This window comes from Clostridium sp. SY8519 (assembly GCF_000270305.1).
Taxonomy (GTDB): domain Bacteria; phylum Bacillota; class Clostridia; order Lachnospirales; family Lachnospiraceae; genus SY8519.
The window spans coordinates 1898670-1912641 of sequence record NC_015737.1 but is presented as its reverse complement, the minus strand read 5'-3'; the positions used below and the strand labels follow the sequence as shown (position 1 = coordinate 1912641).

General features: G+C 54.1%; 11 protein-coding genes and 1 other RNA gene. 1 reads left to right on the top strand and 11 read right to left on the bottom strand.

Annotation, left to right across the window (positions count from 1 at the left end):
• Nucleotides 1-166: 166 nt before the first annotated feature.
• The gene (locus CXIVA_RS08930; protein ID WP_347475624.1) at nt 167-1924 is read left to right on the top strand and encodes an IS1182 family transposase; all 1758 of its coding nucleotides are present in this window, start codon (nt 167-169) and stop codon (nt 1922-1924) included.
• A gap of 206 nt (nt 1925-2130) precedes the next feature.
• On the opposite strand, the gene ssrA is transcribed toward CXIVA_RS08930, so the two are convergent.
• From ssrA to aroB, 11 genes are all read right to left on the bottom strand, one after another.
• Nucleotides 2131-2482: a transfer-messenger RNA gene (gene ssrA, locus CXIVA_RS13665) on the bottom strand.
• A gap of 42 nt (nt 2483-2524) precedes the next feature.
• Complete coding sequence (locus CXIVA_RS08925; RefSeq protein ID WP_013977695.1) at nt 2525-3307, bottom strand: tRNA threonylcarbamoyladenosine dehydratase; 783 nt, start codon at nt 3305-3307, stop codon at nt 2525-2527.
• Nucleotides 3308-3310: 3 nt separating this feature from the next.
• Nucleotides 3311-4246, bottom strand: coding sequence for a sulfate adenylyltransferase subunit CysD (cysD, locus tag CXIVA_RS08920; protein ID WP_347475623.1), 936 nt, complete (start codon nt 4244-4246; stop codon nt 3311-3313).
• The gene (smpB, locus tag CXIVA_RS08915) at nt 4246-4710 is read right to left on the bottom strand and encodes an SsrA-binding protein SmpB (RefSeq protein WP_013977693.1); all 465 of its coding nucleotides are present in this window, start codon (nt 4708-4710) and stop codon (nt 4246-4248) included. Before smpB ends, cysD begins: the two co-directional genes overlap by 1 nt.
• Entirely contained in the window at nt 4676-6766 is a 2091-nt protein-coding gene (gene rnr / locus CXIVA_RS08910; protein ID WP_013977692.1) for a ribonuclease R, read from the bottom strand. The genes smpB and rnr overlap by 35 nt, the downstream gene beginning before the upstream one ends.
• A gap of 30 nt (nt 6767-6796) precedes the next feature.
• On the bottom strand, nt 6797-7054 hold the full coding sequence (gene secG / locus CXIVA_RS08905) for a preprotein translocase subunit SecG (RefSeq protein ID WP_013977691.1): 258 nt from the start codon (nt 7052-7054) through the stop codon (nt 6797-6799).
• 222 nt (nt 7055-7276) lie between these two features.
• On the bottom strand, nt 7277-9226 hold the full coding sequence (locus tag CXIVA_RS08900; protein ID WP_013977689.1) for a S8 family serine peptidase: 1950 nt from the start codon (nt 9224-9226) through the stop codon (nt 7277-7279).
• 12 nt (nt 9227-9238) lie between these two features.
• Nucleotides 9239-10666, bottom strand: a complete 1428-nt coding sequence (locus CXIVA_RS08895) for an amidohydrolase (RefSeq protein WP_013977688.1) — start codon at nt 10664-10666, stop codon at nt 9239-9241.
• Nucleotides 10667-10680: 14 nt separating this feature from the next.
• Nucleotides 10681-12153 (bottom strand): beta-Ala-His dipeptidase, encoded by a 1473-nt coding sequence (pepD, locus tag CXIVA_RS08890; protein ID WP_013977687.1) that lies wholly within the window; start codon nt 12151-12153, stop codon nt 10681-10683.
• A 241-nt stretch (nt 12154-12394) separates the two neighbouring features.
• On the bottom strand, nt 12395-12757 hold the full coding sequence (locus CXIVA_RS08880; RefSeq protein WP_013977685.1) for a hypothetical protein: 363 nt from the start codon (nt 12755-12757) through the stop codon (nt 12395-12397).
• Between the two features lie 88 nt (nt 12758-12845).
• Nucleotides 12846-13961, bottom strand: a complete 1116-nt coding sequence (gene aroB / locus CXIVA_RS08875) for a 3-dehydroquinate synthase (RefSeq protein WP_013977684.1) — start codon at nt 13959-13961, stop codon at nt 12846-12848.
• Nucleotides 13962-13972: the final 11 nt, after the last annotated feature.

Genomic DNA, 13972 nt, shown 5'->3' with positions numbered 1-13972 from the left:
ATATCCCAAGTTCTCCCCGAACTGATCATATTGACTCTGGCAAACAGCCACCGCGAAAGCGACTGTCAGGGCTGGCGTCCGCAGATAGGACTGACATCTTTGAAATAAAAGAAAAAAGATGGCCGTTTCTGACCACCTTTCTCCCGTTACATTGTATAATGTAACTATGCTAAAAAAACATCATTATTATAACGATTTTTTCGAAAAAGGGCAACTGAAGATTAACTTCAGCTTATATCAGATCGGCATACCCGCCGACGACCCCGTCTATACCCTTAAAAAAGTGATGGAGGATCTTGATTATTCCGGTCTGCTCGGCCGTTATTCTGCCAAGGGAAGAACCGGGTATAATCCGATCATGATGTTTGCTGTCGTCACTTACGCGAACATGCGGGGCATACGTTCCGTGGACCGGATCGTTGAACTCTGTGAACGGGATGTCGCTTTCATCTGGCTGACAAAAGGCGAGAAGCCGAAACGTGATGCCTTTTACGACTTCATCGGAAAGAAGCTGACGGGTGATATCCTGGATGATCTGCATTATCAGTTCATCCTGCGCCTGCATAAGGAAGGCCTGATCAGCCTGGATACCCTGTTCCTGGACGGGACAAAGCTGGAGGCGAATGCCAACCGGTATACGTTCGTCTGGAGGGGGAGTATCAATTACCATCTGGCCGGCCTGCTCGATACGATTGATATGCTCTATGCAAGGTACAATACGCTGCTGGATCAGGAAGGATATAAGGAAAAGTACGGATTAGACAATGTAAAGATGTTTGCCATCGAAGGGATGGGCAAAGTCCGTGAAGTCATTGAAAAGAACAGGAAGAGAAAGCTCACAAAACACAAAAAGCTTCCCAACAATACACGGATCCGGATCAGCAACTGCTCCCCGCTGGAGATGCTGACGCTCCAGAAGAACTTAAAGCAGATCGCAGACGGTGAGGACATCATCTTCGCCAATGGAAAAGGGAAACGCAGGACGGAGCTCCAGAAGCTATACGAGGAACTGGAAAACTGCGGAAGGCGTTTGATGAAATACAAGGAATGCTTTGAGATCATGGGTGATGACAGGAACAGCTATTCCAAGACAGACCTGGAAGCAACATTCATGCGGATGAAAGAAGACCACATGCTCAACGGCCAGTTAAAGCCGGCATATAATGTACAGATCGCAGTGGAAAACTACTTCATTATCCACAGTTATGTCAGTAACGACCGGACAGACTATGATACTTTGATCCCGGTGGCGGAAAAACACAAAGCAGCCTTTGGGAGATATCCAGAAGAGTTCACTGCGGACAGCGGATACTGCAGCGAAAAGAACCTCCTGTATCTGAAAGAAAACGGGATCACCAGCTACATCAAGCTGCAGGAACACGAGAAGATGAAAACACGCGCATATAAAAACGACATCGGCAGGCATTACAACATGGAGAAATGCGCAGATGATGAGGGGGGTTACTACCGCTGCCATGACGGCCGCAGCCTCCGGCATATCCGGACAGAGAGACATAAACGGGACGGTTATACACAAACCATGGAAGTGTACGGATGTGCGGACTGCAGCGGATGCGCGCATAAAGGAAGATGCCTGTATAAATATGATGCCGGTCGGGATGCTGACAAAAACAAGATGATGAAGATCAATGAGTCCTGGGAGGAGCTGAAAGCAGAGAGCCACAGGAACATCCAGAGTGAGCACGGCATCTATAACCGTCAGGTCCGATCGATCCAGACGGAAGGCCATTTTGGCGACATCAAGGAAAACGAGGGGTTCCGCCGGTTCAACTACCGATCATCCAAAAAAGTGTATAAGGAATTCATGCTGTTTGTGATCGGACGGAACATCAATAAATACCATAGGTTCCAGACAGGGCAGCTGAAGGAATTCGAGCCAAAAACAGAGAGTTCTGCAGCGTAAAAGAAAAGCCCCCGCAAAAAGAAGGATTATGGGGATAGTCTGCGCCAAAATCCGGATGATATCAAAGAAAGAGGATCCCTGCTATAATGCAGCTTCTTAAGAAGTGCTGAATATATCAGGGATCCTGTCTGTTTCAGTGATAAGGGGCTGAAATCGGTATTATCCGATAACCCCATAATGCATTCCCCTATCATTGCGGGAACTTTCCATGGAGATGACGGGAGTCGAACCCGTGTCCGAAATCTGATCCGCTGTTCTTCTACGAGCGTAGTCACTGTTCTGACATTCCCTCCATCAGGCACCCGGTGACAGGTTACTGACTTCAGTAGCTTCATGTTACGCCCTTATACGCAAAGCTTTGTATAAGTCGTTTCCCACATGGTTTGATGCCTGGTCAGCCCGTATGGGTGCAGGCCGGCAGACAAGCAGCTGCGATTAGGCAGCCATTGCTAATTCGAAATTATCTTCTTTAGCGTTTAAATTTAGGGTGGAATTTGACGCATCCCGTGCGGCTCGCTTCTCCAGCTTCAGAGACCCCGTCGAAACCTTTACATCCCCGATCTCTGTGTCGCTATTATTATAGCAGTCTGTTCCCCGGCGTCAATACTTTTCCGTATTTTTCAGGGCAGATGCCCCCATCAGGTCTTTCACGACTTCTCCGCCGATAATCAGTCCCGCCACCGCCGGCACAAATGCCACGCTGCCCGGCACATCCCGCCGTTCCGCGCAGGTGCGTTTCGTCCCCGGCGGGCAGACACAGTGGGTTCTGCAGCTGATGGAATCATCCGCAATGGGGCGGGTGGCTTTTTCTTTGGAATAAACCACTTTCAGATGCGGGATGCCCCGTTTGCGCAGTTCCCGCCGCATTACCCGGGCCAGCGGGCAGACGGATGTTTCGTAGATATCCGCCACTTCAAAGGCGGTGGGATCCAGTTTGTTTCCGGCGCCCATGGCACTGATGACAGGAGTCCCCGCATCATAGGCCGCCTGGATCAGCTGCAGTTTGCCGGTTACCGTATCAATGGCGTCCACCACATAGTCGTACTCATGAAAATCAAACTGATCCGCGGTTTCCGGCAGATAAAACGTCTTGTAGGTGCGTACCGCGCAGTCCGGATTGATGGCGTGGATCCGTTCTTCCTCTACATCCACCTTGTAACTTCCGATGGTCTTCCGGGTCGCTATGATCTGACGGTTCAGATTGGTCAGGCACACCTTGTCATCATCAATCAGGTCAATGGCCCCCACACCGCTGCGCACCAGGGCTTCCACGGTATACCCGCCTACGCCGCCGATTCCGAATACCGCCACCCGGGCCTCTTTCAGCCGGTCCATGGCCTCTTTTCCTACCAAAAGCTGTGTTCTTGAGAACTGGTTTAACATATTTTAAAAATATCCCTCTCTTTTGCGTTTTTCCATACTTGCCGCTCCGCCGTCCCGGTCGATGACACGGCTGGTACGCTCGGATTCCACTGCGGACAGTGTCTCTTCGATGACTTCGTCAATGGTTGTGGCCTGGGACTCGATGCCGCCGGACAGCGGATAACAGCCCAGGGTACGGAACCGCACCATCTTCATTTCCGGCTTTTCTCCCGGTTTTAAGCGCATCCGGTCATCATCCACCATGATCAGCTGGCCGTCCCGCTCCACCACCGGTCGCTCCGCCGCGAAATACAGCGGTACGATGGGGATGTTTTCCCGTTTGATGTACTGCCAGATATCCGTTTCCGTCCAGTTGGAAATCGGGAAGACACGGATGGACTCGCCTTTGTTGATCTCTGTGTTGTACAGCTTCCACATCTCCGGACGCTGGTTTTTCGGGTCCCAGGCCTGTTCCGCGTTCCGGAAGGAGAAAATCCGTTCCTTGGCACGGCTCTTCTCCTCGTCCCGGCGTCCGCCGCCGAAGGCCGCGGTGAATCCGTATTTTTTCAGGGCCTGTTTCAGGGCCTGGGTCTTCATGATATCCGTATAGGCCGCCCCGTGGTCGAAGGGATTGATTCCCTGTTTTACCCCTTCTTCGTTGATGTATTCCAGCATTTCGATGCCCAGCTCTTTCGCGGTTTTGTCCCGGAATTCGATCATTTCCTTAAATTTCCATGTGGTATTTACATGCAGGAAGGGAAACGGCGGTTTCGCCGGATAAAAAGCCTTCATCGCCAGATGCAGCATCACCGATGAATCCTTGCCGATGGAATACAGCATCACCGGCTTCTCACACTCCGCCGCCACTTCGCGGATGATGTAGATGGCTTCTGCCTCCAGTTCGTCTAAATGTGACAGTTTACTCATATCTGGGCTTCCTTTCTCCGCGGCCTGTTCCATTACAGATTGCGGATTTTAAATTCTCGCTGGGCTTCCCGCTTCTGGTCTTTTTTCGCGATATCCGCGCGTTTGTCATACAGTTTCTTTCCTCTGGCCAGTCCGATTTCCACTTTCATCAGACTGCCCTTTAAATACACCCGCAGCGGCACCAGGGTATACCCCTTCTGCTGAATCTTGCCTGCCAGCTTGCGGATCTCATACTTATGCAGCAGAAGCCGCTTCGGCCGCATGGGATCTTTATTGAAGATATTTCCCTTTTCGTAGGGGCTGATATGCATCCCGTAGATGATCACTTCCCCGTCTTCGATCCGGACAAAGGCTTCCTTGATGCTGCACTTTCCCATACGCAGTGACTTGACTTCCGTTCCGTGCAGTTCAATGCCTGCCTCGTATTTGTCGTCAATAAAATAGTCGTGATATGCTTTTTTATTATTCGCGATCAGTCGAACTGATTCTTTGCTCATGGTTCTGCTCCTCCTGCTCCTCCGGAGCCAGTACAAAATCGATCGTCCGCATCAGCCGGTCTGTGTGTGCCACCTGTATCCGCACCGGCATTCCCAGACGATAGACAATGCCCGTATGCTCACCCACCAGTTCCCAGGTGTCTTCACAGAAGGTGAAATAATCCTGATGCAGTGTGCTGATATGCACCAGGCCTTCCACAGTATTGGGAAGCTCCACATAAAACCCGTATGCCGTCACGCCGGAAATCACGCCGTCGAAGCATTCACCCAGATGATTTTCCATATACTCGGTCTTCTTCAGACGTATGGTTTCCCGCTCCATCTCTTCCGCGCGCCGTTCCAGACGGCTGCTCTGCTCGGCAACTCCCGGTAAAATCTTATTATAATGCTCAATCCGGTTCTCTTTCAAGCGTCCGCGGATATTTTCCTTGATGATCCTGTGGATCTGCAGATCCGGATACCTGCGGATCGGCGAGGTAAAGTGGCAGTAATATCTGGCTGCCAGGCCGAAGTGTCCGGTGCAGACGGTCGTATACTTCGCCTGCTGCATTGCCCGCAGGGTCAGCCGCGCGATCAGCGGTTCTTCCGGCTCCCCGTCAATTTCTGCCAGCAGTTTCTGGATTTCCTTCGGATGCACCTTGTGCCCCACCGCCCCGTGAATATGGAGGCCGAAATTGGCGATAAAAATACTCAGCGCCCGGATCCGGTCTGCCTCCGGCGCCTCATGGGTCCGATAGACAAAAGGAAGCTGCTGCCAGAAAAAATGCTCGGCAACGGTTTCGTTGGCGGCCAGCATAAAGTCTTCAATCAGCTTCGTCGCCGCGTTGCGTTCATAGGGATGAATGTCCACCGGAACGCCCCGGTCATCCAGCACCACCTTGGTTTCCGGAAAGTCAAAATCAATGGATCCCCGTTCTGCCCGGTGTCTGCGGATAATGGCAGACAGTTCCTTCATGCGGAAAAACATGGGCACCAGCTCCGCGTATTCCGCCTGTACCGCCGGATCCTGCTCCGTAATGATCTGATTTACGGCCGTATAGCTCATTCTGCGGTCCACCCGGATCACACTTTCCACAATCTGATGGCTCAGCATTTTTCCCGATTCATCGATCTGCATGACACAGCTCAGCGCCAGACGGTCCTCGCCCTGGTTCAGCGAACACATGCCGTTGGACAGCGCCTGCGGAAGCATGGGAATCACCCGGTCCACCAGATAGATGCTGGTGCCCCGTTTCAGGGCTTCCCGGTCCAGCGCGCTGTTCTCCTGGACATAATTGGTCACATCGGCGATATGCACTCCCAGGGTATAGATGCCCCCTTCTTTTGTCAGCGTAATGGCGTCATCCAGATCTTTGGCATCTTCGCCGTCAATCGTCACCGTCTGCCAGCTTCGGAAATCACTGCGTCCGGCCCGGTCCGCTTCGGAAACCGGCTTGGCCACCCGGTCCGCCTGATTCAGGATTTTGCGGGAGAAGGCATCCGGCACATCGTACTCCCGGATGATACTCTCAATATCCACCCCCGGTTCCTCCGGGAAGCCCAGGACTTTGGTCACCGCGCCTTCCGGATTTTTTCCCGGCTCATGGAAATCGGTCAGTTCCACCACTACCTTCTGTCCGTCCCTGGCATCCAGGCTGCGCTCTTTTGCCACAAAAATATCCGTATGGATCCGCGGATTGTCCGGAAGGACAAAGCCATAGTTTCTGCTTTGCTGATACGTACCTACTACGTTTTCCAGCCCGTGTTCCAGAATGGCGCGTACACGCCCTTCTTTCCGCTTTCCGGAAGAAGGACAGACCTCGATCTCCACCGTATCCTGATGGAGCGCGCCGTTATTTTTCCCCGGCGGGATAAAAATATCCTCTGATTCCCCTTCTGCCGATACGAATCCGAATCCCCGCGGATGCGCAGTATATTCACCGACCAGTACCTGTGGTTTCTTTTTTTTCATTTCATCCGCCTTTCTGTCCTGGCTGTTTCCTGCTTCCGTACCTGCCGTCTCACCGGAACGCTCACAGGCACGGTTTTCCACTATCACGAAAAAAATCGGAACCATCTTCCGACAGTCCCGATCGATCCTTTGGTCTTATGAAAAGCTTCCGATATTGAGAACAGCGGCCGCCGCAAGGAATACGGCAGTCAGTATTCTGGTCGCTTTTACCAGGCGTCCTTCCATAGAACGGCCCTTGTTCTTGCTCCAGTAGGAATCCATGTTGGACGCCATGCCGCCGATAGACCCAAGTCCCGCGGACTTGCCTTCCTGCATCAGGACAATAATATTCATAATCACACAGATCGCGATAAATGCAATCTCAACAATAATCTTAATGGTTGCTAAACTCATCGGATACCTCCAGATCTCCGAGCTGCCGGCCGCGCGCCTGGCTCTCTTCTATCCTGTCCGGCCGGAACTCCCGGTCTGTCTCTGTCAAAATGCCTTCACGGATATTGATCCGCATAAAACAAGTGCTATTCTACCACAGCTGAACGCAGAAATCAACCGTTGGAAACCGAAGGCTTTCCGGCCGCCGGAAACGGGCGGGCCGCCCACCGCCGGTGCCCGGATTTATTTTTTAGCCCGTACGGTGACGGTTACTTTTTTTACTGCGTAATCATACCGGGAATTGTTCGGTACTTTGATGGTAATGGTGGTTTTTCCCTTTTTCCGCGGTTTGACCGTGCCTTTGGAAGAAACCGACGCCACCGACGCATTACCGGTATGGTAGGAAACCTTCTGTCCGCTGCTGCTCTTTGCCTTCAGTCTGACGGTTTTCCCTTTGCTGACCAGTTTGTAGCTTTTCTTTACTCCGCTGATCAACTGTTTTTTCTTCAAGCTGGCCTGGGACGGATTACTGATTTTTATGTAGCCATATCCCTGCTTCACGGTCCGGCCGCCATTCTTGCCGTAATAAGCATGCTGGCGCAGGACTTTGACCACAGATCCTCTGGAATACCCCGGATGGTACAGGCGCACCATGGCTGCCGCCGCAGATACAATCGGCACGGCCATGGAAGTTCCGCTGTTGTACACATACTCGTCTTCCGCAAAGCGGGAGGCACTCAGAATGTTGTATCCGCCTGCCACAAAATCCAGTTCTTTTCCGTAATAGGAAAAGTTCGCCCGTTTTCTTTTTTTCGTAATGGCTCCGACTGCCAGCACATAAGGACTGTAGGCCGGATAGCTCTGCTGTTTGGAAATAAGCAGGGAATCTGACGCGTTTTCCCGGTTGCCGGAAGCACAGCAGACAACCACGCCGTCCCGGTACGCGCTTTTCAACACGGACTCCATGTAGCGATACATCTCTTTCTGGGCCTCATAGAGGGCTTTGGAGGCATAATCCCGGCGTCTGCCCGGGATATGGTTGATGCCGGCGCTGATATTGACTACGGAAGCGCCGCTCTCCTTGGCATATTCCACGGACATGGCCAGATCGTAAAGGCTGGCGTATGGCTCTCCGGTGGCATCTGCCGTAAACGCCCGGATAATCAGCAGCTGCACCTGATCAGAGGTGGCATCCGCAAGGATGCCTGCCACATGGGTGCCATGGCCGCTGACCTGATCCACATCCTGATAGGAGTATTTCAGGCCGGAGACATCATCCTGGTCCATTACCATCGCTGTGCTCTGTCTGGAAATCGTCCTTCCCTCAAACAGCTCATGCTGTTTGATAATCCCGGTATCGATTATGGCCACCTTGACTTTGCCCAGCTTTTTGTTGGCATTCGCGTATTCCTTCAGGGTATCCAGGCCAGACTGGTGCGTCGCCCAGGATACATAGTCCCCCTTCAGCAGCTGGGGCGAGGACTGGGAAGAAGCGGCTGTATGAACCGCAGCTGCCTTTGCCGCCCCGGCGCTGCTGCCGGCCTGTCTGTTTTCACTGAGACGCACCGCGGTATCCAGCATCACATGGTTCGAACCGTACTGTTTTGCCAGTTTTTCAAACGCTGTCCGGGTCGCCTGTTCGCTGCTGTAAGACAGCACATACTGTCCGGCAGTCTGATAATACATCACATGGGACGCGCCGAAGCTGTCTTTCAGCGGCCGGCGCAGGGACACAATGATCCGCTGCATCTGATAGGGCGCGTCCACCTGAAGGGTTCCGGCAGCGGTCTGTCTGACCTGATAGATGCCCTGCCCGTTCAGATAATCGGTGATTTTTTCTGTATTCTGGGTTTTCGTTCCGTCTGTCAGCTTCTGTTCTGTCCTGGCTGACACATCCAGCGCTTCCTTAAGATCTGTTTTGGTTCCGTTTTCCGTGACGGTGCCCGTCTCCGTATCGATCTTTATTGTATCATGGATCTCCCGGGACTCCGTCTCAGAATTTGCCGCAAGGACATCCGCCGCCTTTTTCGGGGAATATGCCACTGTCACTGCCTTCCCATCCGCGGAAGCTGCGGGCTCTGCTGCCAAGACCGCCGCCGGCGTCAGTGTACCGATCATTCCCGCGCTGACCGCGCAGGCCAGCAGGCGTCTGGCTGTTCCAAATGTTCCGTGTATGTGATTCTTTCTTTTCACTGCTGTATTACCTCAATTCCATTCCAGCAGGGCGGATTCGTAAAATATTCTGAGCATCCGCCCGAGAACCGACTCGTCAAAATCAAAATCCGGCTGATGGTTGTCTGCCGCAAGTGCCGTGCCGAACAGCATATATACGGCCGCGCCGCCCCGGCGCTGCACATAGTTCATCAGCACAGCCGCGTCTTCGCTTGCCCCGAATGCCTGGCTGGCCCTGCATTCGGAATACAGGTTTCTGACCGATGGCATGGTCAGGACTTTTTCTGCCAGATCCGGAGAACTGTCCGCGCACACGGACTCTCCCATCGGAAGGATCTCTGCCGATACTCCGTTCTCTCTGGCTGCGTTCATTATACATGATATTCCCTGTTTTTTCATGTATTTGTTCTCGGCACTGCCGGAACCCCTGGTTTCCACCATAATTCTGGCATGGGCCGCAATGGCGTTTCTGGCTTCTCCGGCATGCATCACGCCCACGTTAATCCGGCCGATTCCGCTGTCCGGTTTTTCTATCTGATACATGGCCGTCACTGCCTGGGCCGCGGCCAGCAGCGCGTTGCGTCCTTCTTCCGGATTACGGCCGGCATGGGCGCTTTTTCCCGTAAACACCGCGTCAAACTTACTGGTTTCCAGGAATCCCCCGGCGCCTGCCACAAAACAGTCCGGACTGGTAAACCCGATGTGTCCGGCAAAAAAGCGGTCAATCCTTCCTCCGACCAGAAGCGGCAGGCGCTCCGCCACAGCAGATGCTCCCCGCACCCCTTCTTCCGCCGGCTGAAACAAAAACAGAAACCTGGTCCGGCATCGGTCCGCAATCTTCTCCCGGGCAATTCGTTCCGCGCACACCAGACCCGCTGCCATATGTCCGTCGTGGCCGCAGGCATGGGATACTCCCCGCAGATCTGAGGCAAAGCCTTCCGCCCGGGGAAAATGCCCCGGTTTTTCGCTTTCCTCAATGGGCAGCGCATCCATGTCAAAGCGATACATGACCGTATGCTCCCATCTGCCGGCAGCCGGTTCCAGTATGGCAAGCGCGCCGGTCCGCCGCTGCATGCGGTTCAGCCAGTAAGTCACTGCCGCCATGCTGGCCTGTCCGCCGCTGTGACTGATCCGGTCGCGGGCCCTGCGGATCGCCCGGTCTGTCTCTTCTTCTGCAGGCGGATCCGCAAGCGAAAGATCTCCCAGCAGTTCTCTTCCCACCAGCAGCCTGTATCCGCATGCTTTCAGCTGTTCCGCAATGACCGCTGTGGCATAAAAGCACAGCCATCCGGTCTCCGGATGGCTATGAAACTGACGCCGGTAAGCCCGAGCCCGGCGTTCATACCGGGCTGCGCAGCTGTCGTCTTCATATTCATTCAAACACTTTTTCTGTCCGCCGGAACCATTCTCGCGTTCCTTCTGTGCGCGGACCGGATTCGGAAGTTCTTCCGAGCTGCTCATACCTACGCTCCCATCTACAGTTTTTTCAGCACCAGAAGCAGATATTCCCATACCCTGCGCACCGAGGCGATGCTCATCCGTTCTCTTGTGGTATGAATATCCAGAATATCCGGACCGATGGAAACACAGTCCAGGCCCTCGATTTTTCCTGCAAAAATACCGCATTCCAGGCCGGCATGAATGGTCTTCGTCACCGGCTCCCTGCCGTAGTACTCCTGATATGCCTCCGTCATGCAGGCACGCAGCGGGGACTCCTCTCTGTATTCCCAGGCCGGATAAAGCCCGTTGATCCGCAAATGTCCGCCCAGGCATTCTGTCAGGCTCCGCATCCTTGCAATCAGTGCCTGTTTGCAGGATTCTCTGGCACTGCGGACACAGTACGTAATGACAAACTCCCCTGTCCCATCCTTTCCTTCGGCATCCAGTGCCAGAATTCCGGGATTCAGGGACGTTTCGATCATTTCCTCCATTCCCGGCATTCTCCGCTGCACCCCGCACGGCAGATGCATCAGCGCCAGGGAGAGCGCCCGGGAAGCTTCTGCGGTCAGCGCGGGCTTCTGCTCCACACCCGACCAGCAGAAAGAAACCTTCAGGTTCGGATCGGTCTGATGGTACTCCTGACCGATAGTCCGGCGAAACCATTCGGTATACGCTTCCACCTGCTTTTGTATCGCTTCGCCTGCTTCCGGAAACAGCAGCTGTACGCGGCTGTCCGTCGCAATGGCATTGTCTTTTTCGCCTCCGGATACTGTCAGGATCCGCCAGCGGAATTCCCCGGGAAATTCCAGAAAATATCTGCCCAGAAGGGCAATGGCATTGGCCCTTCCGGTATGAATCTCCTCGCCGGAATGCCCGCCGGTCAGGCCGGAAATCACAAGTTCCGCCTGCATGCCGGATACAGACTCCCTTGCGGCGGGAAATCTGCACTCTACCGTACCACCTCCGGCGCATCCCGTCAACAGGGTGCCTTCTTCTTCCGAATCCAGGTTGATCATCTGTCTGGCAGAAACATCCGACAGATCCAGAGCCTGCGCGCCAAGCATCCCCACTTCCTCATCCACGGTAAACAGCGCAGTCAGCGGCGGGTGTTCCAGATCCTCCGCATCCAGGATCGCCAGGATATAGGCCACAGCGATGCCGTCATCACCGCCCAGGGACGTGCCCTCTGCCCAGAGGTACATGCCGTCCTCCCGCAGAACCAGCGGATCCTTCTCCGGGTCTGTCGGGCAGCCCGGCTCCCGCACTGCCACCATGTCCATATGTCCCTGCAGAATCAGCTCGTCACGGTCTTTTCTGCCGGCGGATGCCGGTTTGCGGATCAGAACATTTCCCGCTTCGTCCTGGCGCCAGAACAGATGATGTGACCGGGCAAACGCTGCCAGCCAGTCACTGATCTGACGGGTATGGCCTGATCCGCGGGGAATCCGGCTGATCTGCTCAAAATAATCGTATACTTTTGAAGGTTCCAGATGACTTAAATTTCCCATGCTTCTGTCTCCTGTACTTATGACTTACCGTCTGATTTGCTGCCATGGCTGCCTGGTCTGTGCCTGCCGGCCGGTTTGCTGCCGTGGTGCCTGGTCTGTGCCTGCCGGCCGGTTTGCTGCCGTGGTGCCTGGTCTGTGCCTGCCAGCCGGTTTGCTGCCGTGGCGCCTGATCTGTGCCTGCCGGCCGGTTTGCTGCCGTGGTGCCTGTTCTGTACCTGCCGGATGATTTGCACCTGGTCTGCTACCGCAGCAGATACTTCAGCACACAGACGCAGGATTCCTGTCCGTAATTTCCATATGTGATATACTGATCAATCTGATAAAATCCGAACTTTTTGAACTGTTCCAGACGGGTATAGTTGCGGGCATCCAGTCGGACATACACCGCGTCCTTTGCGCAGACAAGGGCTTTATAGCGAATAAACTCCAGAATCCGGTCCAGATTTTCATACGTGTCATATTCCGGCTGAAGGGTCAGATCCTGAATATCACATCCGCCCGCCTCATGCAGGACGCAGGAAAAGGCAGCCGCTTCCCGCGGGCCGTCCCAGACCTGATAGCGCAAGCTGTTATTTTCTTCTGACGGTATCTGTCGATAAACCATTTCTGATCCCTCTTTCCGTCCGCACTGACGCGGCGGTTCCGCGCAGTGGCAGAGCCTGCCTGTTTTCTCTGCTGTGTGTCACTCTGTCTCAGATTTCATTGATAATGCGGCGTGCCTGTTCCTCCGTGACCGGAAGGGAATAGCTGCCATCCGCAAAACGCATCACAGACCCGATTCCCTTTTCCAGCACAAAGCGGATCCTGCCGTCTCTTACCTTTTTGTCGGTATATAATTTCTTCACCAGTGTTTCCCGGTCAATATACTCCGGAATCTGCACCGGCAGCTGTGCCCGCCGAAGCAATTCCGTCACACGGGCTTCCTCTGCTTCAGACATAAAGCCCAGTTCCGCCGCCAGACGCGCCTGGGCCGCCAGGCCGATTGCCACAGCTTCGCCGTGCAGCAGGCGGTATCCGCTGACCGTCTCAATGGCACGTCCCACGGTATGCCCGAGATTCAGCACTTCCCGCAGGCCGCTGGTCTCTTTCTCATCCTGCATCACTACCTGGTACTTGATTCTGCAGTTTTCCTCCGCAATATGCAGGCACGCGTCCGGATCCAGCCGCAGCAGATCCTCCATATGGGCTTCCAGATATTCGAAAAATGCACTGTCTGCCAGACAGGCATGCTTGATGGTCTCGGCCAGTCCGCTGCAGATCTGGCGCTTCGGCAGCGTGCTCCAGGCTGCCAGGTCAATATATACCTTTTTGGGCTGATGAAAGAGTCCGATGAGATTCGTAGCCAGCGGGGTATCAACCGCCGTCTTTCCGCCGACCGATGCGTCTGCCGCAGCCAGCAGCGTCGTGGCGTAATTGACAAACGGCACGCCTCTGCCATAGGTTCCGGCCAGAAATCCGGCCAGATCGGTAACCACTCCGCCGCCTGCCGCGATGACACAGCAGTCTCTCCGGTATCCCGCCGCAAGCATCTGATCTTCCAGCTCTGCCTTCATTTCCCTGGTTTTGCTCTGCTCACCCGCCGGAATGACAAACGTATCGTTTTTCATCCCCCGTTTCGTCAGTTCTGCGGCAATCGGAGCGGCATAAAGGGGCTCCACTTCAGAATCTGTAATAATCGCGAATTTGCTGACCCTTCCGGCCAGCCCCCCTGCGAGATCATCTGCCAGCTGCTGCGCCAGATGCTGTCCGATTTCTATCGTATAGGAATCGTCCACTGTTTTTTTCAATTCTACCTGAAATTCGGGCATACGCCGCCTCC